This window comes from Klebsiella sp. B345 (assembly GCF_051131735.1).
In the GTDB taxonomy this organism is placed as follows: Bacteria; Pseudomonadota; Gammaproteobacteria; order Enterobacterales; family Enterobacteriaceae; genus Klebsiella.
Genome location: NZ_CP180443.1, coordinates 308,480 through 333,651, shown reverse-complemented (window position 1 = coordinate 333,651; position 25,172 = coordinate 308,480). Strand labels below are relative to the sequence as shown.

The following is a 25,172-nucleotide window of genomic DNA, read 5'->3' as shown; positions in this document are numbered from 1 at the left end:
CAATTCACTTGAGTTTCAATGGAAGGCTAAAAAAAGAAAAAGCGCAGCAGGATAGCCTTATCAAGGCGTTAGCCCTACTGAAAGGTTGCTAATGAATTAGGAGAAATGTTTCAGCATGTTAAGCAGAAAGGATAATGGTGCGAATTTACAGGTGACACCGTCACATAAGAGCCCCTGCCTGATGCAGGCAGAGGCCTCGGGGATTACTGGCGATTCAGCCAGGCGCGCCATCCGCCAAAGTCGGTAATATCGGTGGCGCCCTGCAGGCCATAACCCTCACAGATAAATCCGCTCAGCCAGCGGCCATCCGCCAGTTCAACCTTCCCCAGCCCCAACGGCGCGGGGATGGCCGCCAGCAGCGAACCCAGCTCCGCAGAGGGCAGATCCCAGACTTCCACGGCGATCGCCGCGCCCTGGTTGTTATCCCGGACCATGCCCGGACGTTTGCCGTCAGCCAGGGCGTACAGCCGATAATGGGCGGCGCTTTGCGTCGCCGTCAGCAGTCGTCCACCCCGCTCCCGCAGCTGGCCGTTCAGCGCCAGCCCGTCAAGATGGGCACCGCACACCACCAGAGAGAGGCGATCGTGACTGGCCTTGGTGACCGGCAACGCATCGGCAACCCGGTTACCACCAACCAGCGGCAGCGGCTGGATCCGCTGGAACGCATCCGCCAGCCCGAGCAGGTATTGATCGGTAAAGACCCGGCCAAACAGGGTTACGCCGGAGGGCAGACCGTTGTCCATAAAGCCGACCGGTACGTTGACCGCCGCGTAATCCAGCAGGTTCATAAAGTTAGTGTAGTAACCGAGGTCGGCATTGCGCTTCACCGGTTCGGCCTCCAGCTCCGCCAAGGTGACCGGGCGAGGATAGGTCGGCGTGAGCACGCAGTCCAGCCCCTCCAGCAGCGCATCGCACTGTGCCTTATAGCCCTGCAGCTGGTACATCGCTTTGAAGGTCGCCACCGCATCGGTCTGCGGCGCTTTTGCCAGCACGTCGCGGATCACCGGCAGGACCGCCTCCGGCTGCTGTTCAATCAACGGTCCTACCACCGCATAGCGTTCCGCTACCCACGGTCCTTCGTACAACAGGCGGGCGGCATCGAGGAACGGTGTCATATCGAGACTGACCGGCACCCCGCCGAGCGCCATCAACCGCGCTTTGGCCTGCATAAACAGCGCCTCGCTCTGCGGACAGCCGAGGAAGTTCAGCGTCTGCGGTACCCCGAAATGAAAACTGGCCGGCGGTGCGCCAAACGCCTGACGGCCGTTCCACTGCGGGTTACGACGGCTGTAGGCATCCCGCGGGTCATATTGCGCGGTCAGCGCCAGCAGCTGGCTGGCCTCTTCAGCGGTAGCGGTCAGGAAGGTGGTGCAGTCCAGCGTCCGACAGGCCGGGACGACTCCGGCGGTGGAGATCAGCCCTTTGCTGGCCTTCAGGCCAACCAGGTTATTCAGCGAAGCCGGTACGCGTCCGCTGCCAGCGGTATCGGTGCCGAGAGCAAAACTGGCAACGCCCAGCGCCACCGCCAGCGCCGACCCGGAGCTTGAACCACCGGATGGATAGTCAGCATGATAGGCATTGCGGCAGCGTCCGTACGGCGAGCGGGTGCCGTTCAGGCCGGTGGCGAACTGATCGAGGTTGGTTTTGCCGACCGGTATCGCGCCGAGGGCAATAAGCTGCGCCACGATTGTGGCATCCTGGGTCGCGGTGTGAGACCACGCCGGACAGGCGGCGGTGGTGGCGATCCCGGCCAGATCGATATTATCTTTGATGGCGAACGGTACGCCGTACAGCGGCAGCGTGTGCGGATCAACGCCGTCGAGCGCCGCCAGCCACGGCTCCTGCTCCTCGGCCGTCAGAATATGGATAAACAGTTGATATTCCGGGTTCAGCGCCTGCGCCCGCTGGCGCAGATCGGCCAGCAGCTCGCGCGGCGTAAAATCGCCGTGTTGATATGCCTGCGCCAGACTCGTCAGGCGTAAATCAAAGGTCTGCTGGCTCATACTTTTTCCTCCAGAATTACCGCTACGCGTTGCCCGGCGCGAACCGACGCCCCGGGTTGAACATTCACCTGCTGGATCACGCCATCGCACGGCGCCAACAGCGGGATCTCCATTTTCATCGACTCAAGGACCAGCAGCACGTCGCCAGCACGAACCCGGCTGCCTGCCACGGTCTGCACCTGCCACAGGTTGCCGGAAATGGGGCTTTCCACCCCCTGCTGTCCCCCCTCAAGCGGGATATCCTCGCCCTCTTCGCTCAGCGCTTCCTGGCTGTCGAAATGCGCCTGTCCGCTGGCGATCCAACGATCGCGTTCCTCGTTAAAAGCGCGCTGCTGATGTTCACGAAATGCGTCAATGCTCGCCGCCTCACGCGCGAGGAACTGCTGGTACTCCGCCAGACGCAAGGTACTGTGTTCGATGCGCAGCGGATAGCGCCCCAGAGGGAAATCGCGACGGATCTGCAGCAGTTCATCGGCGGACACCGGGTAAAAACGCAGCTGATCGAAGAAGCGCAGCAGCCATGGCTTGCCGGCAAAATCGGCAACGTCATGATAGCGATTCCACATCTGCAGCGTGCGGCCGACAAACTGGTAGCCGCCGGGGCCTTCCATACCGTAGACGCACAAATAGGCCCCGCCGATACCGACCGAGTTTTCCGCGGTCCAGGTGCGCGCCGGGTTGTATTTGGTGGTCACCAGGCGGTGGCGCGGGTCAAGCGGCGTCGCCACCGGCGCGCCAAGATAGACATCCCCCAGCCCCATCACCAGATAGCTGGCGTCGAATACCGTCTGCCACACCGCCTGCTCATCCGGCAGGTCGTTAATCCGGCGGATAAATTCGAGGTTGCTCGGGCACCACGGCGCATCCCGGCGCACGGTGGTCATGTACTTGTCGATGGCCTTGCGGCAGGCCGGGTCATCCCATGACAGCGGCAGATGCACCACTCGCGTCGGCACCTGTAGATCATCGCTGACGCACACCGTGGCCCACTCGCTCGCCACCCACGCCAGCAGCGTGTCGAGGGTCAGGGTTTCCGGCTGGAAATGCACCTGCAACGAGCGGATGCCCGGCGTCAGGTCGATCACCCCAGGTCGGGATTGGCCTTCCAGGGCCTGCATCAGGGCGTGAATGCGAAAACGCAGCACCAGATCCAGTTCCGGGTCCCCGGCTTCCAAAAGCAGGTGGGTATCGCCGGATAGCCGCGCCACCAGGCGTTTATCCGCCTTGCCGCAGCTCATCACAATCGGCGAACTCAGGGGCGCGGGTTGCCAGGCGACGTCGGCTGCCTCAAGGGTGGCCAGCTCCGCGTGGTAGCCCGCCGCCAGCTGACGGGCGGTAGGCAGATCCACCGCCACAAAGCGGACTTTATCGCCGGCTTTCAGCTGGCCGAGCTGCCACAGGTCGGCCTCAATGACCGTCACCGGGCAGACAAACCCGCCGAGACTCGGCCCGTCGGGCCCGAGGATCACCGGCATGTCGCCGGTGAAATCCACCGCGCCGACGGCATAGGGGTTATCGTGAATATTCGACGGATGCAGCCCTGCTTCGCCGCCGCTGTCGCGCGCCCATAACGGTTTAGGGCCAATCAGCCGTACTCCGGTGCGGCTGGAGTTAAAATGCACCTCCCAGTCGGTGGCAAAAAAGGTGTCGATATAGTCCGCGGCAAAAAACTCCGGCGCGCCGTGTGGGCCATAAATGACCCGCAGCGTGCGGGTCTCTGCGAGAGGCGCCGCCAGCGCCGCAGGCAGCGTGGCGTCCGGCACCGTCTGGGTATCTGGCGCAAGATGTAACACATCCCCGCTGCGTAGCGCGCGTCCGGCATGGCCGCCGAACTGCCCCAGCGTAAAGGTGCTTTTGCTACCGAGATACTCGGGAACCTGGATCCCGCCGCGCAGGCAGAGATAGCTGCGCACGCCGGCGTCGGCCACGGCCCCGATTTTCAATGTCGCGCCAGCGGGGATGGTAAAGACCTGGTGCATCACCTGGGCAATGCCGTCCAGCGTCACCGCTATCTCTGCCCCGCTAACTACCGCTTGAGTCTGGCAGTTAAATTTCAGCGTCGGCCCGTTAAGGGTGATCTCCAGCGCCGCCTCACCTTGTGGGTTGCCCAGCAGGCGGTTGCCCAGACGCAGCGCCCGGTCGTCCATCGGCCCGGATGGCGGGACGCCAACCGCCCAGTAGCCCAAGCGACCGGGATAATCCTGCACGCTGGTTTGCGTCCCGGCGCTGAGGACCTCGACGGTCGTGGCCCGGTAGCGCAGCTGATCCAGACAACGTGTCCAGGGTTCACCGTCGGCAAATGGTGCGAACGCCAGAATTTGCTGCAGGTACAACCGGTTGGTTTCGACGCCATACAGTCGGGTCGCCGCCAGCGCCTGCGCCAGTTCAGTTATTGCCGTGTCGCGGTCATCCGCGTAAGCGATCACTTTTGCCAGCATCGGGTCAAAGAAGGCCGGTACTTCGCAGCCGGCTTCCACCCAACGGTCGATACGCAGGGTCTTGCCATCCGCCGGCGGAAACGCTACTTCGGTCAGCAGCCCCGGCGACGGCTGGAACTGGCGGCCCGGATCTTCGGCATACACGCGCGCCTGAATGGCGTGGCCGTGCGGTTTCAGCCTGTCCAGCAACGTGGACAGCGGTGGCAAATCACCCGCAGCCAGAGCAATCATCCATCCCACCAGGTCAACGCCCCAGACCTGCTCGGTGACGCCGTGCTCCACCTGCAAACGGGTGTTCACTTCGAGAAAATAGAAACGCTGCGCCGTGCTGTCGTAGACAAACTCCACCGTCCCGGCGCTGCGGTAGCTCACGGCTTTACCGAGGGCAACCGCCGCATCACACAGGGCCTGCGCCATGCCTGCCGGTAAGCCGGGCGCCGGGGTCTCTTCGATCACTTTCTGATTACGCCGCTGGATCGAACAGTCGCGCACCCCGAGGGCGATCACCTCGCCGCGTCCGTCGCCGAAGATCTGCACTTCCAGATGGCGGGCGCGTTCAATGTATTTTTCAACGAATACGCCGGCATCGCTAAAGTTGTTCTTGCCGAGGCGCTGGACGGTTTCAAAGGCTTCCGCCAGTTCGGCTGCGTCATAGCACACCCGCATCCCGATACCGCCACCGCCGGCGGTGCTTTTCAACATCACCGGATAGCCGATAGTTTGTGCCGCGCGGCACGCTTCGCCACTGTCGGCCAGCAGGCCGGTACCTTCCAGCATCGGTACGCCCTGTGCTTTAGCCAGCGCTCTGGCGGTATGCTTCAGGCCAAAGGTTCGCAACTGCTCCGGGGTCGGACCGACAAACACCAGCCCGGCGGCTTCGCAGGCTTCAGCAAACGCGGCATTTTCCGACAAAAAACCGTAGCCGGGATGAATCGCCTCGGCCCCGCTGTTAAGCGCGGCGGCAATGATCTTGTCGGTCACCAGATAGGTTTGCGCCGCCGGGCCATCGCCGAGGCTAATGGCCTCATCGGCTTCGCGAATGTGCAGACTGCTCAGGTCCGCATCAGAATAAACCGCCACGCCTTTCACCTGCATGGCGCGTAAGGTCCGCAGAATTCGACAGGCAATGGCGCCACGGTTAGCAATTAGTAAGGTCTTGAACATACACGGGACTCACATCGTGGCGGGTCGTCCCGCAGCAAAAGAATCAGCCTCCCCAGGGTCGTCCCCGGGGCGCGCAAGGAGTCAGGACTTACGCGTGGGTGTACTTGCCAGACGTTCGGCACGTACGGCAAACAGGCGGTAGGCCAGCAGGCGCCAGCGTTGCCAGCGGCTCAGTTCCATACCAGCACCTCTGCCGGCGTTGGGTTCCAGCCGTTGCAGGGATTATTGAGCTGCGGACAGTTGGAGATCAGCACGATGATGTTGCATTCGGCGCGCAGTTCAACGTACTTCCCGGCGCCGGAGATCCCGTCTTCGAAGGTCAGGCCGCCCGCCTCGGTCACCGGCACGTTCATAAAGAAGTTGATGTTGGCAGCGATATCGCGCTTATGCAGCCGGCCATCATGCAGGCAGGCGCACAGGAAGTTGTCCCGGCAGCTGTGCATGTAGCGCTTGTCCAGTGAATAACGCACGGTGTTGCTCTCCTGGGCGCAAGCACCGCCGAGGGTGTCGTGACGCCCGCAGGTATCGGCCACGATGGTCAGCAACGGGTTGCCGAGATTGGAGTACAGCACGCTGCCGGTTGTCAGGTAGACATTGCCCTGACGGCGCAAGGTGCGCTGTGCATCGTAGCGTTCACGCGGGTTATCGGCATGGTAAAACAGGGTATCGACGGCCTGATTGCCTTCAAGGTCGAGCAGGCGCAGGGTCTGGCCCTGTTTGATTTCAAACATCCAGGGCTCGCCCGCCGGGATCTCGTGGCGATAGACGGCATCAGCCGGGTTACGGGTACTGGTGACAAGGTTCATCGCAGACTCCTTAAAGGGCAAACAGCTGGGTGTTGGTAAAGGCGCGCTGGTTCTCATCGCGGGTAAACAGCGACTCCACCGTGGCCTGCTCGTCGTCGGCCTGGTACCAGCTCAGCTGGACCGGGCGTGGCGCGTAGTCGGTGGCGGGATCCAGCGGATGCGGCATCGCGGTCATCACCATCAGCACATCCATCGGAGCAAACAGTTCCACGTAGCTCCCCGGCGCGGAGTGCGCGGTGCAAAACGCGAAACGCCCCTCGTTATCGACGGTCACTTTGCTGAAGAAGTTGACCACCATCAACAGATCCTCGAGGCCGAGATCCCATTTGCCCATTTCAACCAGCAGGTTGTCGGTGCCGTTGCGATGAAACGCGTTGCGCAGCTCCTGGTAGCGGCCGGGACCATATTTTTCTGCCGTCTCCTGGGCATTGAGCACGCCGCCAAAGGGGTCGTGCCAGCCGCAGCTGTCGGCGACGATACCGGCCAGCACCCGTCCCATATCGGAGTAGAAACAGTGGCCGCGTGTCAGGCGCGCGGTGTGTTGTCCTTTGAGGGTATCCGGCAGGTTCAGCCGTTCGCTCTTTTCATGCGGGTTAAGCATCATCATGCTGACGTTAGCGCCGCCATCGAGGTCGGTGAGCCGCAGGATCTGTCCACGACGCAGAATAAACGAGGTCTGCCCCCCGCCCGGCAGGCGCTCTTCGCGCAGGCTCGGTGAAGTGTGTAAAAGCGTGGTCATCAGGCTATCTCCTTAAGGTGTAGACGTTGTCATGGGTGCCGGTACCGAGCATTTGCGACATTCGGGTCTCGTTGAGCGGAATATCGTAGGTAATGCGCGCGCCGTAGGCGTTAGGGGCCTGCGGGTCGTGGCGTACTTTGTCGAAAACCAGCAGTCGGGTGCCGAGGTTGAACCCTTCGGCCAGGTCGTGGGTGACCATAAAGACCGTCATCCGCGTCTCACTCCACAACTGGAGCAACAGGCCGTGCATATCTTTGCGAATGCCGGGGTCGAGCGCGCCGAAAGGTTCGTCAAGCAACAGTACCCGCGGCTGCATCACGAACGCCTGGGCGATCGCCAGCCGTTGCTGCATCCCACCGGAAAGCTGCGCCGGGTAGCGATCAAACGCATGGGAAAGGCCGACCTTCTCCAGCATCTGCGCCGCCTGTTCGCGGGCCGCGCGTTTGCGGGCGCCAAACAGACGCCCAAAGCACGGAGCAGCCGGCAGCTCCAGACCGACCGCAACGTTGTCCAGCACGTTGAGGTGCGGGAAAACGGAATAGCGCTGAAACACCACGCCACGGCTGCGATCTGGCTCGGCAGCCAGCGGCTGGCCATCAAGGGTAATCTGCCCCCGGGTCGGCGTCTCCTGGCCCAACAGCAGGCGTAAGAACGTCGATTTTCCGCAGCCGGAGGCCCCGACCATCGAGCAAAATTCCCCTTCTTTCACCGTTAAATTGATGCGTTCCAGCACCACGTGGTCGCCGTACTCCTGCCAGATATTCTTGATAGAGATAAAACTCATGCCCGGCCTCCTTCGGCCCACGGGAAGCAGACTTTGTGCAGCTGGCGCAGCGCCAGATCCATCAGCCAGGCCAGCAGGGTTATCCAGATGACGTAGGGGATAATCACGTCCATCGCCATGTAGCGGCGAACCAGAAAAATGCGGTACCCCAGCCCGGCGGTGGCGGAAATGGCCTCCGCCGAAATCAGGAACAGCCAGGCCGAACCGAGCAGCAGGCGCAGCGAAGTGATTAAGCGCGAGAGCAGTTGCGGCAACACCACCCGCAGCACCACCGTCCAGCTGTTGGCGCCGAGGGTCTGCGCCTTGATAAACAGCTCCGCCGGGATTTCCCGCGCCCGTTGCTCAAGGTCACGAGCCAGCATCGGAGTAATGCCGATCACAATCAGCATCACCTTCGACAGCTCATCAAGGCCAAAGACAATAAACAGCACCGGCAGGATCGCCAGCGGCGGCACCATCGACACCACGGTCATCAACGGTGACAGTGCGGCGCGATAGACCGGAAACACCCCGGCGACGATGCCGATGCTCAGGCCAATCAGCGCCGACACCGCCAGCCCAATCAGCAGGCGGGTCAGGCTAATCAGGGTGTCGGCCCACAGCAGGTATTCGCCGCTGCGTTTGTCCGGCATAAACGCCATCCGTTCGACCGCGGAGGCCATCTGCGATAGCCCCGGCAGCAGTTTGTCCTGGGGGTTTGCCTCAAGACGTATGGCAGAACCAAAACACCAGGCGGCAATCAGTAACACAAAGGGCAACAGCATCAGCATCAGCCGCATGCCCTGCTGTGGATGGCGGTTAATTTGTCGCATGGCGATCACTCCCGTGGTCAAGGGTCAGAGCTGGCCTGCGGCGGCCATTTTCAGGTAGCTGTCGTCAAAGCGCAGGCGGATGTTGCCGCTGTCGCCGACGGTGGCGTTGCCCGGGAAGCCCATGCCGATGAAGTCAGCGCTTTGCGCCCCCTCGCCGAGCAGTCCTTTATCAAAGGAGAACTGCGCCACGCGCTGCATGGTTTTTGCCAGCTCCGGGTCGCTGATAAAGGTCAACGTCTCTGCCGGAGTCCAGAACAGATGGGTCGTTTTCAGCTGCGCCTGGTAACCGGCAAGATCGGTCCCGGAATCTGCCGCCATCGCGTTCAGCGCAGGCTTATCGCCGGCGTGCATTTTGCTCATCATTTCAAACCAGGCTCCGGTCAAGGCTTTACCCAGCGCCGGGTTATCTTTCAGGGTTTGGGTATTGACCACCATCATGTCGATAAGCTCGCCAGGCACCTGGGCGGAGCTAAAGACTTCAGTGGTCTGTGGGGTCTTTTTGATGGCCGACAGCTGCGGGTTCCATGCCACGGTGGCGCGGACGCTGTTGGTACCGAAGGCCGAGACAATATCGGCGTCGGAGGTGTTCACCACCTTGACATCTTTTTCCTGCAGACCCGCCTTTTCAAGGCCGCGAACCAGCAGATAGTGCGATACCGACAGTTCCGGAAGATACACCTGCATCCCTTTCAGATCGCCGAGCTTTTTGTCGACGCCTTTCAGCACGATGCCGTCATTGCCGTCGGAATAGCTGCCGGTGATCAGCGCGGTAGTGTCGACGCCCCCTGCCGCAGGAATGGTCAACGCATCCATGTTGGTCATGGTGCAGCCATCAAACTGGCCGGCGGTATATTGGTTAATCGATTCGATGTAGTCGTTGAGCTGAACGATATTGATTTTGATGCCGTACTTTGTGGCCCATTTATCAATGATTTTTTCGTTACTGATGGCGCCCCAGGGCATCCAGCCGGCATAGATAGTCCAGCAGACGTTGAACTCTTTTTTGACGGCGGCAAAGGAAGGAGAACTGGCCAGCAGCGCCAGCGATAACACGAAACTACGGATGACGCGGGATCTCTTCATGATGAACCTCTGGTTGGCACAAAAATAACAGGAGCAGCGCGACACCTGACGGTGCTGCTGTCTCCCGGGCTTTTGTCCCGCCGTGTAACCTCGCAGAGGTCGCCAGCTCTCGGACCAGACATTCACTCACATGAACCGGAACCCTAGCCAGCTATTGGTCATCTCAATTGTATGTTGCGCTGCCTTCTTCTAGGTTAAAAGCAAAGTGCATGCCAGAATATCCCCGTCATACTTCAAGTTGCAGGAGCGTTGGCTTTCCTCGTTCACCCCAGTCACTTACTTCAGTAAGCTCCCGGGGATTCTTTGCGTCGCCGCCTTCCTGTAACTCGAATTATTTAGGGTATATAAAACGCAAAGATTCAGGAATATGCCTGAGAGTTGTGGGGAATCACACCACAATGGGGAGTAATTTTGGGGCAATGCGTCGATTTGGTGCAGGCCGCCCGCCCCGCAAAATAACCGTTGGGAATAACGGTGGGATAAACGCAATAAATCAGTCCTCCCGGCGGGCAATTTCTCCTTTCCTGCCTCTGTAAGCAGTAACTCACCGTAATTCACATGCTTAGCTTTTATGTAAGTGCTGCTTTTATCGCCAGACGAGTCGCGGCAGTGTCCTATACTCATTAACTAATGAGAATGTCCGTAAGCGGGTTTACGTATTTTGCGCTTACCCACAACTATTCTATGGATTTCTTTATCGCCCATTGTTAAAAGGATATAACTATTAATTCCGTAGATTCATTCGAGTATCAGTTATTGGAAGCAATGTATATCGTAATGGCATTCACAAAAGCAAACGGAGCCTGATATGAGCACGTCGAACGATCCATCGAACAACGCATCCGCCGGGAAGTGCCCTTTTCACACAGGGACGCCCACACAAAGTGCCGGTGGCGGCACCGGCAACCGCGACTGGTGGCCGAATCAACTGCGCGTTGATCTGCTGAGCCAGCATTCCAACCGCTCAAACCCATTGGGTGAGAATTTTAACTACCGCGAAGAGTTTAAGAAACTCGACTACGCCGCGCTGAAAGCCGATCTGCGCGCGCTGCTGACCGACTCACAAGAGTGGTGGCCAGCAGACTGGGGTAGCTATATCGGGCTGTTTATTCGTATGGCCTGGCACGGCGCCGGTACCTATCGTACCGTTGACGGGCGTGGCGGCGCGGGTCGCGGTCAGCAGCGTTTTGCACCGCTGAACTCCTGGCCGGACAACGTCAGCCTCGATAAAGCACGTCGCCTGCTGTGGCCGGTGAAACAGAAGTATGGCCAAAAAATCTCCTGGGCTGACCTGTATATGCTGGCCGGTAACGTGGCGCTGGAAAACGCCGGTTTCCGCACCTTTGGTTTCGGCGCCGGTCGTGAAGACGTCTGGGAACCGGATCTGGATGTTGACTGGGGCCATGAGAAAGCCTGGCTCGAACACCGTCACCCGGAAAGCCTCGCGCAACAGCCGCTGGGTGCCACCGAAATGGGTCTGATTTACGTTAACCCGGAAGGCCCGAACGCCAGCGGTGACCCACTCTCCGCCGCCGCCGCCATTCGTGCCACCTTTGGCAACATGGCGATGGATGATGAAGAGATCGTCGCCCTGATCGCCGGTGGTCATACCCTGGGTAAAACCCACGGCGCCGCAGTAACCAGCCACGTAGGCGCGGAGCCGGAAGCCGCACCGATTGAAGCCCAGGGCCTCGGCTGGACCAGCAGCTTCGGCAGCGGCGCTGGTGCCGATGCCATCACCTCGGGTCTTGAAGTGGTCTGGACCCAGACCCCGACCCAGTGGAGCAACTACTTCTTCGAGAACCTGTTCAAATACGAGTGGGTCCAGACCCGTAGCCCGGCTGGCGCTATCCAGTTCGAAGCCAAAGACGCGCCGGATCTGATCCCCGATCCGTTCGATCCGGAGAAAAAACGTAAGCCGACGATGCTGGTCACCGACCTGACGCTGCGCTTCGACCCGGAATTTGGCAAAATCTCCCGCCGTTTCCTGAACGATCCGCAGGCCTTCAATGAAGCCTTTGCCCGCGCCTGGTTCAAACTGATCCACCGTGATATGGGGCCAAAATCCCGTTACCTCGGCCCGGAAGTTCCGAAAGAAGATCTGATCTGGCAAGACCCGTTACCGGCAGCCAGCCATAACCCAACGCCGGCAGATATTGCCACGCTGAAAACCGCTATCGCTGATGCGAACCTGTCGGTTAGCGAGCTTGTATCGGTGGCCTGGGCCTCCGCTTCCACCTTCCGTGGCGGTGATAAACGTGGCGGAGCCAACGGCGCGCGTCTGGCACTGGCACCGCAAAAAGACTGGCCGGTCAACGCCGTTGCGGCACGCGTACTGCCGACACTGCAGGCGATTCAGAAAGCCTCAGGCAAAGCGTCGCTGGCGGATATCATCGTGCTGGCCGGTGTGGTGGGCGTTGAACAAGCTGCGGCAGCCGCCGGGGTTCAGGTCAGCGTACCTTTTGCACCGGGTCGCGTAGATGCCCGTCAGGATCAGACCGATATCGAATCTTTCGATCTGCTGGAGCCGCTGGCGGATGGTTTCCGTAACTACCGCCGCATTGAAGGTGGTGTATCGACCGAAACCTTATTGCTTGATAAAGCACAGCAGTTAACCCTGACCGCACCGGAAATGACGGTACTGGTCGGCGGCCTGCGGGTGCTGGGTGCCAACTATGACGGCGGCCAGCACGGCGTCTTTACCGATCGCGTCGGCGTTCTGAGCAACGACTTCTTCGTGAACTTACTCAGCATGTCGACCGTCTGGAACGCCACCGACGAACAGGGTGAACTGTTTGAAGGTCGCGATCGTAAGAGCGGCGAAAGCAAGTACACCGCAACACGTGCCGATCTGGTCTTCGGCTCCAACTCGGTACTGCGCGCTCTGGCGGAAGTTTACGCCTGCCAGGATGCACAGCAGAAACTGGTGAAAGACTTTGTTGCCGCCTGGACCAAAGTGATGAACCTCGACCGTTACGATCTGTAATCTCCCTCCCCGGCCGGCGCCTTGCCCGCCGGGGTTTTTCCTTCCGGGTCACCCCTTCCGATGCTGCCGCTAAAAAACGGCTGACCAACATCAACATATTAAAGTCTATTAAAACAACGTAATAGCGTTGTGCTGCTGCCTTTTGTCTGGCAGGCATTACACAGAAATACAGCGTTATATATTGACATACACAGCGATATTCTTTATTTTTTTGTCATACAAATAAAAACCGTACCCTTCAGACTGAGACGAGGACTTCCCCGCCTTACTCCGCTTTCATTCGTCTGAACTTAAATTAATGCGCTCATATAAACTCGTTTTATTAACCGGGATGATTCCCTGTTCCCCCGTTTTGCTGGTAACCCCGGCATATGCAACAGAAACCATGGTTGTAACCGCTACACCGCAAACGGCATCCCTTGATGATGTGACGCCTGCTGCTGAGCAGCAAGCTACATTGGGCAACCTCGGTAAGCAGAAACTGATTAACGTTCCGTGGTCCGTGCAGACGCTGTCGGATTCTCTGACTCGCCAGGTACAGGCCAGCAGCGTCAAAGATATCTATCGCTATCTGCCCTCAGTCCAGGGAGATGGCGTTCGCCCGCAGACCCGCGGCATGCAGGGTAGCGTCGTCCAGAACAACATGATTGATGGCCTGAACGCGGTGTCCACCACCGAATATCCCGCCGAACAGTTTCAGCGTATCGAAGTGTTGAACGGCATGGCCGGCGCGCTGTATGGCCCGGCGAACCCGGCAGGGATGTTTAATCTGGTGTCAAAACGGCCCACCGATGTGCCGTTGCGCAGGGTAACCGTGGGCGGCGGGACCGCTTCCGGCGCGAATGCAGCACTGGATCTCAGCGGCCCGCTGGACGCGGGCGACAGAGTAAAATACCGTCTGAACCTGCTGGATCAGGACGGCAGCAGCTATACGCACGGCAGCCGCCAGCGCAACCAGTATGCGGGTCTGGCGCTCGATTTCCAGCTAACGGACCAGACGGTGCTGGAGAGCAATTTCAGCTACTACCACTTCTATCAAAAAGGACTTCCTGGCTCCTTTGCTCTGGCAAAAGGCACCCACTTCCCATCGCCGCTGGACCCGACCAAAAGCAAATATGGTCAGTACTATGCCGGTAACGATGACACCACCACTACCGCAAGCCTGCATATTAAGCATGATTTTGACGGTAACTGGCTGCTGGACGTCGGCGTGCTGCGCCAGATTGCCGACCGTGAATCCACTACCGTGACCAATACGCTCACCGATAATCACGGCCATTACACCACCACAACGGCAAACTCTGCCGCCAGTCGATTTACCATCAATAGCTACCTTGCCAATCTCACCGGTAGCGTGGAGACAGGCTGGCTACAACATGACCTGGCGGTGGGTATGCGCGGTTTCGTATGGAAAAACTATAATCCGCGCGATGGTGGCACCCAAACACTGGGACACTCATCGCTGGAAGAATCTCCGGATTACGCCCGGCCCGCCTATCCTGACTTTACCGACCGCTATCATTCGGCGACCACCACGCAGCACGTTTTTTTACTGAGCGATACCCTGACGTTCAACCCGCAATGGAGTTTGCTGCTTTCAGGCAGCGAAAATCTGTTTACCGTTGACAACTACAATAAAAGTGGCAATCGCAGCAGTAACCATAATGACCGTGGCGCCAGTGGCTCCGCTAGTCTGATGTATAAGCCGGTAGAGAATGTAACGCTCTATACGACCTGGGCAAACAGCATGCAACAGGGCGACACGGCCCCGGCCGGGGCGAAAAATGCCGGAGATGTTCTCGACCCGTATCGTAGCCATCAGGTAGAGTTCGGCGCGAAATATGCACCACACCGCGACCTGCTCTTAACCGCCGCGCTATTCCAGGCCGAACGCCCCTTCGCCTACACCAACGATAGCGGTGAATTTGCGCAAGATGGTACGCAAAAGAACCGCGGTCTGGAGTTGATGGCTGATGGCCACGTCACTCGCAACCTGCGGCTACTCGGCGGCGGGACCTGGCTCGACCCACGTCTGCATGACACCTCCAGCGCTGATGCAGATGATAAGCAGGTGGTCGGCCTGCCGCGCTTTACCGCCAACATGCTGGCAATTTACAGCATCGATTCGCTCCCGGGACTCGACGTCAACGGCAATATCCACTATGTCGGGCGTCGTGCCACCGATAATGCCAACGACAGCTGGGTCGCCAGCTATACCACCGTTGATATCGGCAGCAATTATCGCACCCGAGTGTTCGGCACCGACACGACCTTCAGGTTAGCCGTCACTAACATCACCAATCGTCACTACTGGACCAACATCGTTCCCGGTGCGTTGACGGGCTATACCGGCGCCGGTTACGCCAGTGCCCAACTCGGTGCACCGCGGGAAGCAACGGCTTCGGTTCAGTTTGATTTCTGAGGAATAGCATGAAAAAAATCGCCGCCAGCCTGTTGATGTTGCTGCTTGCATTTCCTGCACTGGCCGAACGCCAGGTCACGGACGACGCCGGAAACCGGGTGATTCTGCCGGATCGGGTGACTCAGGTGGCGGAAGGCTGGTTTGCCCACCACTCGCTGCTGATGACGCTTGGCGTCGGTGACCGTATCGTGGCGACGGTTAATCGTCCGGATAGCCGTCCATGGATGTTCTATCTCGACCCCAGGCTTACTCAGGCGCTGATAAGTCGCGGCCCGCACTTCACCAGTGAGGCACTGCTGGCGCGCGGTGCTCAGGTGGTGTTCGTGGCGCAGGGCAACGGCGATGCCGACGCTTACCGCCAGGCAGGATTAGCGGTGATGGAAATGCGCTTTACCGACTACCCGTCGCTGGCCCATGCCGTGGAAACCACCGCTGAGGTCTTCGGTACGCCCGAGGTGCAGGTCAGAGCGCGGGCCTACAACCAGTATCTGCAGCAGGTTATTTCCCATGTTGAGGAGCGTACTCGGGATTTGCCCCCTAACGAACGGCCGCGCGTGTTGCATATCCAGTCGCTGAAACCACTCAAGGTTGACGGCAGCAATACGCTGATCGATACCTGGATTCAGCTGGCCGGTGGGCAAAACGCCGCCACCGGGATCGTCGGCAATATGCAGGAAATCTCCCCGGAGAAAGTCCTTGCCTGGCAGCCAGATGCGATCATCCTCGGCCCCGGATGCGGCGATTTGGCGCATTCGCTGTATGGCCAAATCTTCTCAACGCTACAGGCGGTGAAAAACGGCAAGGTCTGGCAGAATCCAGCGGGAGTTTTTCCCTGGGATCGCTACGGCACTGAAAGCGCGTTGCAGATCCAATGGGCGGCAAAACAGCTTCAGCCGCAGCGCTTCGCCGATCTGGACATGATCGCCACCACCCGGGATTTCTATCAACGTTTCTTTGATTACCCGCTGACTGAGTCACAAGCTAAGCGGATACTGCAGGCGTTGCCTCCGGAGGGGAAATAATCGCCGAGTGGCCCCGCTAAAACGGGGCCATTTGGTTTCAGTGCCGTCCCTTCTCATTCTGTCCGATTCCCCCTCTCGCTAAGTCATATCCTTCAAATTCACCGGTTCAATCTGACGCAAACCAGTTCACTTCTCCACAACCTCTCGATACGACCAGATTTTTCGCTGAAGAATGTTAATGAGAAGAGCAATTAAAAATTTAAAACCATTAACAATCCAATAACATTAGCAAGCAAACATTTTATCTGAGGAAAATAATAATATGTCTACCACCCAGGTTCTGGGAGAGGCGCCTTTTGCGTCCCCAGGACAGCCCCACACCAGCTTAACCCAGCGTATTGATGCCCTGCCTGCCTCATTCGGCCTGTGGTCGTTTATTACGCTCCTGGCGCTGGGCGGCTTCTTTGAACTCTACGATCTGTTCCAGACCGGCTATATCAGTACCGGACTGCTGGCCGAAAACATCTTCCATACCGGCCAACAGGGGATTTTTGGCATTTCGGATCAGGCGGCGTTTGCCTCGGCCACCTTCTTCGGATTGTTTATCGGCGCCAGCCTGCTGGCACCGCTGGCGGACAAGCTGGGACGTCGCCTGACCTTTATGTTTGCCCTAGCGTGGTATGGCGTGTTTTCGCTGCTGATGGCCTTTCAGAACAGCGCCGAAGGGGTGATCTTCTGCCGCTTCCTGGTGGGCATCGGGCTGGGCATTGAGCTGGTGACCATCGATACCTACCTGAGTGAATGGGTGCCGACGCACCTGCGCAACAAAGCCTTTGCCTTCGCCTTCTTTATTCAGTTTCTGTCGGTGCCCGCCGTGGCGTTGATGTCGTGGATGCTGGTGCCGATCACCCTCTTCGGCCTCACCGGCTGGCGCTGGGTGATTATTTTCGGCGCCCTGTGTTCGCTGATCATCTGGGTGATTCGCAAAAAACTGCCGGAGTCCGCCCGCTGGCTCGAAGTCAAAGGCCGCCATCAGGACGCCCACGCGGTGATGAGCGAGATGGAACAACGCTGCGGTATCGCCCCTTCGGCACCGCATCAGCCCGACACCAGCCAGGCCCAGCGCAAAACCGGCTCGTTTAAAGCCATCTGGGCGCCGGAGTATCGCCGGCGCACAATCATGCTCATGGTGATGAACTTCTTCCAGGCGATTGGCTTCTTTGGTTTCGGCAACTGGCTGCCGGCGCTGCTGTCCGGCCAGGGCGCCAGCATTACCCACAGTCTGCTGTACGCCTTTTTCATTACCCTCGCCTACCCGATTGGCTGCCTGTTCTGTACCCGTTTTGTTCACCGCTTTGAGAACAAATGGCAAATCGTGCTTTCAGCCCTGATGACGGTGGTATTCGGTACCCTGTTTGCGCTGCAAAACAACCCGGTGATGCTGGTGATCTGCGGCTTTATGATCACCTGGTCCAACGCCTGGTTGACCATCAGCTACCATGCCTATCAGGCCGAGGTGTTCCCGACCCATATTCGCGCCCGCGCGGTTGGCTTCTGCTACTCCTTCAGCCGCCTGTCAACGGCGATAACCAGCATTCTGATCGGTATTATTCTGCAATACGCCGGGGCGCCGGGGGTGATTAGCTTTATCGTGGTTAGTATGCTGATGGTGATGCTGTCGGTGGGTATTTTTGGTCCGAAAACCCGCGGCATTCAACTGGAAGATATCTGATAACCGCGTGCCGCGCCGCCGGGTAATGCCTGGCGGCGCGCTGCCAGAAAGCAAAGTAGCTTAATTGCGCGATACCGATCACTATGTTATTACTCCTGTCAGCTGTTTTATCCCCATGACAAGGAGCGTCATCATGTTTATCAATGGAAAAAGAAAGTTCGCCGCACTTCCCAACCGGCTGGTTCTGGCGTTAATCGCCGTTCTGTCAACGTCTGCTCTCGCGGCACAATCAGCACCGCTGCCGAGCGATAAAATCAGTGCCGCCGTTTATTTCTCCCGCGGTGCTAACGGTTTTATGGCACACAACAATGATGAACAACAGGCGCTGGCCACCATCGTCGCCTCTGCTGATGCCGTCAATACTCTGGTGACGGTGGCCCGGATCGCGTCAACCACGCCTGCCGGCAAACTGTACGCCGCCTGCGGGTTGCGCCAGCTCAACTACCCCGATCTCAACGCCCTGTTTGCGCCCTCATTTGATCTCAAGGTCTCGGTGCTGCAAGGCGATATTCTGCACGAAGAATCGTTTAAAACGCTATTTACCCGTCTCAATCAGGATGGCTGCAAATAAGTCGTCGGTATGCTAAAGGCTACACCTTAAAAATCTGCCGGGCATCGGCAAAACATTTTTCCGCCAGCGACGACACCGGCTCTTTATTACGCATAATCAGCGCCAGCATGGAATCCACTTCGGTCTCGGCGATGGGAATAATGTCGAGATTATCGCTTAGCGCCTCCAGCCCATTGTTGAGTGGCATAATCGCACAGCAGATCCCGGCCTGTACCGCCTGGATTATCTGAAAGGTCGAGTCGCTTTCAAACACCGTTTTCGGCGTCAGTCCTTTGCCCTTAAAGCTCATCTCGATAGATTCGCGGTAGTACATCCCTTTGGTGAGAAAACCGAGCGGCAAGGCTGCCAGTGCCTCCCAGTCCGGGGTGCCCTGGGCAAACTGGAAATGGCGTTTATCGTGCAGCAGCCCCATCCGCGTGGCCGGGAGCCACTGCACATGGAAAAGCTGGCTGTCGACATGGTGCAGATAACAGATCCCAAGATCGAGCTGGTTGCGGCTCACGCCGTCGATAATCTGCTCAGAAGTCAGCGACAGCAGGCTGAACTGCAGCTCGGGGTATTTTTCACTGAGCGGTTTAATCAACTGCATTGGGTTAAGGCTGGCCAGCGGCACCATCCCGACTCGCAGCTGCCCCACCATCTGGCCGCGGCAAATCGCTGCCTCCGCTTCCAGCCCGTCATGGGCCGCCAGCAGCGCCCGCGCCCACGCCAGAATGCGCTCGCCCTCCGCCGTAAAGCCCTCGAAGCGCTGTCCACGCTGGATCAGCACCAGATTCAGCTCCTCTTCCAGACTGCGGATACGCATGGATAAAGTGGGCTGGGTGATATGGCAAAGCGCCGCAGCCTGACCAAAGTGACGGGTTTGGTCGAGGGCGATCAGGTATTTGAGCTGTTTGATATCCATGGTTGACCCGGTGTAGAACCGTCCGCTAATGACGAACCTCGCGACGATGCAGACCTCGTTCGTCGCGGAAAAAAAGACATGTTAGCTAAATGTTACGTTCCGCACCGGCCAAATACAAGCCGCGCCGGGAATACGCAGGCGATACTGAGCTGTTCAGTACCGGTGATTGGGGGGATATCAATGGTAACCGTCCGACCGTCGGTGGGTACCGGCAGCCGGACGGGAGGGATTAGCGTACTCCTGCGAGCGGCAGGATCTCTTTTGAACGCAGGGTCAGACGAATCGGCACCGATTTATACGACGGCGTGCCGCTTTCTGGATCGATATAGTCCAGCGGAACCAGCACGTTAGCTTCCGGATAGTAGGCGCCAACGGTACCGGGAGCGATACTGTAGGCCACCAGGGTTATATCCTCCAGCCGCAGGTCGCTGTCCGGCAAGGCGGTGGTGATATCCACCCGATCGCCATGCTCCAGCCCCTGTTTTGCCATATCCTGCTCGTTCATAAACAGCACGTCGCGGCGGCCGAAAATACCGCGGTAGCGGTCATCCATGGCGTAAATGGTGGTGTTGTACTGGTCATGGCTGCGTAAGGTCACCAGGCGCATCACCTCGTCGCCTTCGACCTGCACATTTTCATGAACCCCGTGGAACACCGAGAACATCGCTTTACCGCTCGGGGTCGGCCAGATACGCTCCGTCGGCGGCAGCGGCATCCGGAAACCACCCGGGTGGCGAATCCGCTGGTTGTAGTTATCAAAACCGGGGATGGTCCGTTCGATCAGATCGCGGATACGGTCGTAATCCGCCACCAGTGAAAGCCAGTCGATTTTGCTGGCGGGCAGCACCGCCATCGCCATGCCGGCTACGATCGCCGGCTCCGAGCGCAGGTGCGGCGAGGCCGGTTTCAGCTTGCCCGACGAGGCGTGGACCATCGACATCGAATCCTCCACGGTTATCGACTGACGCCCGGTCTCCTGCTCATCCAGCTCGGTACGCCCCAGGCACGGCAGAATAAAGGTCTCTTTCGCCACCAGCAGATGCGAGCGGTTGAGTTTGGTGCCGACATGCACGCTGAGATCCAGCCCGCGCATCGCCGGGAAGGCCCGCTCATGATCGGGCATCGCCACCGCAAAGTTTCCGCCGAGGCATAACAGCACCTTCGATTTGCCCTCGATCATCGCCTGCAGCGCTTTCACCGCATCATGGCCATGTTCCTGCGGCGGTTCGAAACCAAACTCCGCCTGTAACTTCGCGAGGAAGCTGGCACTCGGTTTCTCGGTAATGCCAACGGTGCGGTTTCCCTGAACGTTTGAGTGACCGCGCAGCGGGCAGATCCCGGCGCCGGGTTTACCGATATTGCCGCGCATCAGCAGCAGGTCGGCGATCAGCCGAACGTTCGAGGTCCCTTTATTGTGCTGGGTGATCCCCATGCCGTAGGTGACGATCGTCGCCTTCGATGCCGCATAGGCCTGCGCCACCCGCTGCAGGTCCGCGCGGGTCAGGCCGGATTCACGCTCGATATCCTGCCACTGGGTGGCGAGTAAATCGTCGGCAAAGGCCTGAAAATTCTGGGTATGATCGGCGATAAACTGCAGGTCGAGAATGTTACCCTGCGCCTCTTCCATCTCCAGCAGCGCCCTGGCAATACCCTTCAGCGCCGCCGCGTCGCCACCCGCTTTGACCTGGAAATAGGTTGAGGCGATATCCGTGGAGCTGTAGGTCGCCATCTCGATAACGTTTTGTGGATCGGCAAAGCGCTCCAGCGCACGTTCTTTCAACGGGTTAAAGACGATAATCGGCACCCCACGGCGTGACAGCTCATGCAACGTGCCCATCATGCGCGGGTGGTTGGTGCCGGGATTATGACCGATAGAAATCACCAGTTCGGTGGCGTCAAAGTCATCCAGCGACACCGTGCCTTTGCCAATCCCGATCGACTGCGGCAGCCCGACGCTGGTCGATTCATGGCACATATTGGAGCAATCCGGGAAGTTGTTGGTACCCAGTTCACGGGCAAACAGCTGAAACAGATACGCCGCTTCGTTAGAGGCACGACCGGAGGTATAGAACTCGACTTCGTCCGGCGCCATGGTGCTGACCACTTCGCCGATACGCGCGAAAGCCTGCTCCCACGAGGTTGGACGCAACGTGTCGCTGTCCCGGTCGTAGACCAGCGGTGTGGTGATACGCCCGTAGCCTTCCAGTTCAAAATCGCTTTTTGCCAGCAGAGAGCTGACGGTGTTTGCCGCCAGAAATGCCGGGGTCACGCGCTTGCTGGTCGCTTCCCAGGTCACCGCTTTTGCACCGTTTTCACAAAACTGGAAGGTCGACTTGTGCTCTTTGTCCGGCCACGCGCAGCCGGGGCAATCAAAACCATCCGGTTGGTTGGTGCGAAGCAGGGTTTGCGGCGCAACGAGGGCATCCATTTGAGTACGTACAGCGATGGCGGTCGCTTTCAGCGCGCCCCAGCCGCCGGCCGGACCGTCATAGGGATGTACGCCAGGCACTGCGCGTCTTTTCATGTTCATATCTGCTCCTGAATGCCCGTCGAACGGCGGGTCGACGTAAAAACGATACGTCCGCCGCGATAACCGCAGGCGGACGTTTTGTTAACGAAAGCATAACAATCAGGCGCAGAACTGTATAATCAATGTTATCTATCACGCGTTAGATTTAACTTATTTAACAGCCGCGCCCGGCAGACGATCAGGTCAGGTTGTAGTAACGGTCGGGACGCAGCGGCTCCGGCAGCGGCCCCTGGTCGGTCATATCCAGCAGGTTACGCTCAATGGTGTTACATATGGCGTTGAGGGGTAAATCGTTCGCCGCAGTGCCAAAGGGATCTTCCAGCTCTTCCGCCAGCGAATCCCAGGACAGGAAGGTGTACGAGATAAATACCGAGACAAACGGAGTCATATAGTGCAGATCCCCCACCAGGGCGAACGGCAGCAACGAGCAGAACAGGTAGACGGTGCGCTGCAAAATCAGGGTATAAGCAAACGGCACCGGCGTGCCGGCCAGCCGCTCGCAGCCGCCGAGCACATGGGCCAGCTCGTCGAGCTTATTGTCCATCAGGCCGTAGGTGATATCGCTGACCTGACCCGCGGCCCGCAGTTGGCCCAGCTCATGCCCCACCAGCACCAGGATGCGGTTAGTCGGCATCGCGCTGCGGAGGATCTCCGCCACCGTTTCTGCGGGCAACAGCCGGTTGAGGTCGGCCTGGGGATCGGTTTTTCGCAGCTGGTGTTTCAGGCTCCAGCCGAAGGCGACCAGATAGCTGGCGATTTTTTGATGGGTGTGATGCTCTGCCGGCAGGATGTTTTTCAGCTGCCGCATCAGGGTGCGCTCGGCAATCAGCACCGTGCCCCACAGATTACGCGCTTCGACAAAACGGTTGTAGCCGGCGCTGTTACGAAAGCCGAGGAAAATGGCGATGGCAATCCCCAGCAAGCTAAACGGCGCCACGGTCAGGTGGATCCCCAGTTGTTCATACCACTGATAGCTGATGATGGCGGTAATCGACATCAGGACATTCAGCAGCAGGCGAAAAACGATTTTTGACAGCACGGAACCGTGCCAGTCAAACAGGCGAAGAAACCAGTGTTGTTCTGGTCGGATGATCATGAGCTAACTTCCTGAATGCCGATTCTGGTAATAGCCTAATGCTATTAACCGATTGGCTTATTGTATTGATAGATACCCGGCATACTGCACGTTGCATGCGCGTTGGTGAATAACCATAAACCAGCGATGGAATAATGGCGGATCAAGTATGGTCCTTTTTTCACTTTCAGGCAATCCTCCGCCAGCAGCACGTGGGAACAGCTATCATGCGGCATCGGGTGCCGTGTTGGCGACAGACAGGAAATAACGGTCGTTTTCTCCCCAGCGTGGAAAATAACGTCGGCGCGCGTTGCGGCTCCCGAAATAATACGTTTGCGTGGGCGAAATATATGCTAACGAAATAAAGTACGGAATCAGGAAAATAGCATCATCATGGCGCATATCGCGCCAGAAAATAATTAATACACACTTATTTATATATGTTAATTAATGCTCGTTCATGCGGCGCATCGCACAATGATAAGCCCCATTACGCACCGAAGCCCGCAGCACTCTGGCCACCCCATGCACCGCCAGCCTCGCGGTGTGTCGCGTCACAGGATGCTGGCGCAGCGACAGCATCTCCTGCGCCCAGGGCGGCAGCAGGTCTATTCCGGCACGCATCAGCAACTGCCCCACCGGCTGACTCAGGCGGCTGGGTAAACGGGTGTTCAGCAATACCTCTGCCACTTCTCGCGTGCGTTCATCGCAGCGCAGCGACGGGCGCATATCCTGCAGGTACTCCGCCACCTGCCGTGGGGTCAGCGGAATATCCCGCGCCCCCAGACGGCGGGCTATTTCCGCCGCTTCATGAAAATATTGCGTCTGCTGCGCCTCGCTGACCACGGTGCGTTTATAGCGCAGGTGCGAAGCCATAAAACTGCTGCACTCCGCCACATGCACCCAGGTCAGCAGCGCCGGATCGCTGGCTTCATAGGCGGTACCGTCTTTGTCCCAACCGCTGATCCGCAGATGAATGCCGCGCACTTTGGCAATCAGGCGCTCGGCGTCAGGCGTGGTGCCAAAGGTGGTGGCAGAAATAAACTGGCTGGTGCGCCGCAGGCGGCCAAAGATATCGTCACGAAAGTTGGAGTGATCCCAGACGCCGGCCAGCGCCAGTGGGTGCAGCATCTGTAACAGCAAGGCGCTGATGCCGCCGCACAGCATCGAAGTGAAATCGCCGTGTACCTGCCAGATGGCGGAGGACGGACCAAACAGCCCCGGCTCCCCTTTCGGCTGCTCAAAATCAATCTCTTTTAATGCCATACCGGTGAGACCCAGAACCTGGGCTTCGATCGCTTCTCGTATGCGGGTCATTGCTATGCCTGATGCTGTCCGTGACGGCAAAAGATACCATTATCTGGCGCGAAACTGGCCCGAAATTTAACCCGGATGATGATATTCCGCGTAACGCGATGGAGAAAGTGCCCGCAGCAAACGGGCACCGGAGGCTCAAGGATTAAGCTGGTAGTCGAGACTAATTTCGGCGTTGAGCACCTGCGATACCGGGCAGCCGGCTTTTGCTTTCTGAATAATGCCATCAAAGGCCGCCGCATCAATGCCCGGCAGAACTATCTGGCTCTGCAACGCCACCTGAGTAATGGCAAAACCGCCGCCGGATTTATCCAGGGTCACCACGGCAACCGTGTCAATCGACGTGGCCGTGTACCCCTCTTCGCTCAACATCAGCGACAGCGCCATCGAGAAACAGGCGGCATGCGCCGCGCCAATCAGCTCTTCGGGGTTGGTCCCCTTCCCCCCTTCAAAACGGGTATTAAAACCATAAGGCTGCTGGTGCAACGCGCCGCTTTCGGTCGATACCGTCCCCTTCCCGCTTTTCAAATCCCCTTCCCAGTGCGCCTGACCTTTCTTATGGATTGCCATCGATTCGCTCCTGTTGAGATGTCGAATCCTGAGTATAGATGGCGTAGGCGAACTCGGGTCACGATTCGGACAATTCTATCGAAAACAAAACGTTAACGCAGCACACGCCGCGGGCCAGTTTTTAACAGCTTAACGACAATGATTAACATTCGCGCAACAGATCACATTTTCATCATTGCGAGATAGCGAATTTTTTCGGCTCATCTACTATCAGTTCATTGCGCGATATATCGTAATAAAAGATATATCTCAATTGAGCATTGTCTTGATCAGCACA

Annotated in this window: 17 protein-coding genes and 1 riboswitch; of the genes, 5 read left to right on the top strand and 12 right to left on the bottom strand. The window is 58.5% G+C overall.

The genetic code is table 11. The annotated features are described in order from the left end of the window. Nucleotides 1–203: 203 nt before the first annotated feature. The 7 genes from atzF to ACMYSO_RS01530 form a co-directional block, all read right to left on the bottom strand. A complete protein-coding gene (atzF, locus tag ACMYSO_RS01560; protein ID WP_434668942.1) occupies nucleotides 204–2,003 on the bottom strand; it encodes an allophanate hydrolase in 1,800 nt (599 codons plus the stop codon). After that, nucleotides 2,000–5,605, bottom strand: coding sequence for an urea carboxylase (gene uca, locus ACMYSO_RS01555; protein WP_434668941.1), 3,606 nt, complete (start codon nucleotides 5,603–5,605; stop codon nucleotides 2,000–2,002). Before uca ends, atzF begins: the two co-directional genes overlap by 4 nt. A gap of 170 nt (nucleotides 5,606–5,775) precedes the next feature. Continuing rightward, entirely contained in the window at nucleotides 5,776–6,411 is a 636-nt protein-coding gene (locus tag ACMYSO_RS01550; RefSeq protein ID WP_434668940.1) for an urea amidolyase associated protein UAAP2, read from the bottom strand. A 10-nt stretch (nucleotides 6,412–6,421) separates the two neighbouring features. After that, nucleotides 6,422–7,150: an urea amidolyase associated protein UAAP1 gene (locus ACMYSO_RS01545; RefSeq protein WP_434668939.1), complete on the bottom strand. Its 729-nt coding sequence runs from the start codon at nucleotides 7,148–7,150 to the stop codon at nucleotides 6,422–6,424. Nucleotides 7,151–7,154: 4 nt separating this feature from the next. Next, nucleotides 7,155–7,934 (bottom strand): ABC transporter ATP-binding protein, encoded by a 780-nt coding sequence (locus tag ACMYSO_RS01540; protein WP_434668938.1) that lies wholly within the window; start codon nucleotides 7,932–7,934, stop codon nucleotides 7,155–7,157. Beyond that, on the bottom strand, nucleotides 7,931–8,746 hold the full coding sequence (locus ACMYSO_RS01535) for an ABC transporter permease (protein ID WP_434584844.1): 816 nt from the start codon (nucleotides 8,744–8,746) through the stop codon (nucleotides 7,931–7,933). The genes ACMYSO_RS01540 and ACMYSO_RS01535 overlap by 4 nt, the downstream gene beginning before the upstream one ends. Before the next feature lie 24 nt (nucleotides 8,747–8,770). Further along, nucleotides 8,771–9,829: a putative urea ABC transporter substrate-binding protein gene (locus ACMYSO_RS01530; RefSeq protein ID WP_434668937.1), complete on the bottom strand. Its 1,059-nt coding sequence runs from the start codon at nucleotides 9,827–9,829 to the stop codon at nucleotides 8,771–8,773. A gap of 59 nt (nucleotides 9,830–9,888) precedes the next feature. After that, nucleotides 9,889–9,987: riboswitch (guanidine-I (ykkC/yxkD leader) on the bottom strand. Between the two features lie 650 nt (nucleotides 9,988–10,637). Here ACMYSO_RS01530 and katG point away from each other — a divergent pair. The 5 genes from katG to ACMYSO_RS01505 all read left to right on the top strand — a co-directional run bounded on the left by katG (nucleotide 10,638) and on the right by ACMYSO_RS01505 (nucleotide 18,502). Then, nucleotides 10,638–12,815 carry a catalase/peroxidase HPI gene (gene katG, locus ACMYSO_RS01525; protein ID WP_434668936.1) on the top strand — a complete coding sequence of 726 codons (2,178 nt, stop codon included), beginning with the start codon at nucleotides 10,638–10,640 and terminating at the stop codon, nucleotides 12,813–12,815. A gap of 298 nt (nucleotides 12,816–13,113) precedes the next feature. Beyond that, nucleotides 13,114–15,237, top strand: coding sequence for a TonB-dependent receptor (locus ACMYSO_RS01520; RefSeq protein ID WP_434668935.1), 2,124 nt, complete (start codon nucleotides 13,114–13,116; stop codon nucleotides 15,235–15,237). A gap of 8 nt (nucleotides 15,238–15,245) precedes the next feature. Next, nucleotides 15,246–16,259, top strand: a complete 1,014-nt coding sequence (locus ACMYSO_RS01515) for an ABC transporter substrate-binding protein (RefSeq protein ID WP_434668934.1) — start codon at nucleotides 15,246–15,248, stop codon at nucleotides 16,257–16,259. Nucleotides 16,260–16,521: 262 nt separating this feature from the next. Then, the gene (locus ACMYSO_RS01510; RefSeq protein WP_434668933.1) at nucleotides 16,522–17,931 is read left to right on the top strand and encodes an MFS transporter; all 1,410 of its coding nucleotides are present in this window, start codon (nucleotides 16,522–16,524) and stop codon (nucleotides 17,929–17,931) included. A gap of 133 nt (nucleotides 17,932–18,064) precedes the next feature. After that, nucleotides 18,065–18,502 (top strand): hypothetical protein, encoded by a 438-nt coding sequence (locus ACMYSO_RS01505; RefSeq protein WP_434668932.1) that lies wholly within the window; start codon nucleotides 18,065–18,067, stop codon nucleotides 18,500–18,502. 19 nt (nucleotides 18,503–18,521) lie between these two features. On the opposite strand, the gene ACMYSO_RS01500 is transcribed toward ACMYSO_RS01505, so the two are convergent. From ACMYSO_RS01500 to ACMYSO_RS01480, 5 genes are all read right to left on the bottom strand, one after another. Next, nucleotides 18,522–19,406, bottom strand: coding sequence for a LysR family transcriptional regulator (locus tag ACMYSO_RS01500; RefSeq protein ID WP_434668931.1), 885 nt, complete (start codon nucleotides 19,404–19,406; stop codon nucleotides 18,522–18,524). A 229-nt stretch (nucleotides 19,407–19,635) separates the two neighbouring features. Next, entirely contained in the window at nucleotides 19,636–21,936 is a 2,301-nt protein-coding gene (locus ACMYSO_RS01495; protein WP_434668930.1) for an FdhF/YdeP family oxidoreductase, read from the bottom strand. Nucleotides 21,937–22,114: 178 nt separating this feature from the next. Continuing rightward, nucleotides 22,115–23,032, bottom strand: a complete 918-nt coding sequence (locus ACMYSO_RS01490; protein WP_434668929.1) for a bestrophin family protein — start codon at nucleotides 23,030–23,032, stop codon at nucleotides 22,115–22,117. A 426-nt stretch (nucleotides 23,033–23,458) separates the two neighbouring features. Further along, a complete protein-coding gene (locus ACMYSO_RS01485) occupies nucleotides 23,459–24,328 on the bottom strand; it encodes an oxygenase MpaB family protein (RefSeq protein ID WP_434668928.1) in 870 nt (289 codons plus the stop codon). Nucleotides 24,329–24,463: 135 nt separating this feature from the next. After that, on the bottom strand, nucleotides 24,464–24,895 hold the full coding sequence (locus ACMYSO_RS01480) for an OsmC family protein (RefSeq protein ID WP_434668927.1): 432 nt from the start codon (nucleotides 24,893–24,895) through the stop codon (nucleotides 24,464–24,466). Nucleotides 24,896–25,172: the final 277 nt, after the last annotated feature.

Coding starts and splice junctions, on each gene's coding strand:
- atzF (WP_434668942.1), bottom strand. CDS start 2,003: ATGAGCCAGCAGACCTTTGATTTACGCCTGACGAGTCTGGCGCAGGCA.
- uca (WP_434668941.1), bottom strand. CDS start 5,605: ATGTTCAAGACCTTACTAATTGCTAACCGTGGCGCCATTGCCTGTCGA.
- ACMYSO_RS01550 (WP_434668940.1), bottom strand. CDS start 6,411: ATGAACCTTGTCACCAGTACCCGTAACCCGGCTGATGCCGTCTATCGC.
- ACMYSO_RS01545 (WP_434668939.1), bottom strand. CDS start 7,150: ATGACCACGCTTTTACACACTTCACCGAGCCTGCGCGAAGAGCGCCTG.
- ACMYSO_RS01540 (WP_434668938.1), bottom strand. CDS start 7,934: ATGAGTTTTATCTCTATCAAGAATATCTGGCAGGAGTACGGCGACCAC.
- ACMYSO_RS01535 (WP_434584844.1), bottom strand. CDS start 8,746: ATGCGACAAATTAACCGCCATCCACAGCAGGGCATGCGGCTGATGCTG.
- ACMYSO_RS01530 (WP_434668937.1), bottom strand. CDS start 9,829: ATGAAGAGATCCCGCGTCATCCGTAGTTTCGTGTTATCGCTGGCGCTG.
- katG (WP_434668936.1), top strand. CDS start 10,638: ATGAGCACGTCGAACGATCCATCGAACAACGCATCCGCCGGGAAGTGC.
- ACMYSO_RS01520 (WP_434668935.1), top strand. CDS start 13,114: ATGCGCTCATATAAACTCGTTTTATTAACCGGGATGATTCCCTGTTCC.
- ACMYSO_RS01515 (WP_434668934.1), top strand. CDS start 15,246: ATGAAAAAAATCGCCGCCAGCCTGTTGATGTTGCTGCTTGCATTTCCT.
- ACMYSO_RS01510 (WP_434668933.1), top strand. CDS start 16,522: ATGTCTACCACCCAGGTTCTGGGAGAGGCGCCTTTTGCGTCCCCAGGA.
- ACMYSO_RS01505 (WP_434668932.1), top strand. CDS start 18,065: ATGTTTATCAATGGAAAAAGAAAGTTCGCCGCACTTCCCAACCGGCTG.
- ACMYSO_RS01500 (WP_434668931.1), bottom strand. CDS start 19,406: ATGGATATCAAACAGCTCAAATACCTGATCGCCCTCGACCAAACCCGT.
- ACMYSO_RS01495 (WP_434668930.1), bottom strand. CDS start 21,936: ATGAACATGAAAAGACGCGCAGTGCCTGGCGTACATCCCTATGACGGT.
- ACMYSO_RS01490 (WP_434668929.1), bottom strand. CDS start 23,032: ATGATCATCCGACCAGAACAACACTGGTTTCTTCGCCTGTTTGACTGG.
- ACMYSO_RS01485 (WP_434668928.1), bottom strand. CDS start 24,328: ATGACCCGCATACGAGAAGCGATCGAAGCCCAGGTTCTGGGTCTCACC.
- ACMYSO_RS01480 (WP_434668927.1), bottom strand. CDS start 24,895: ATGGCAATCCATAAGAAAGGTCAGGCGCACTGGGAAGGGGATTTGAAA.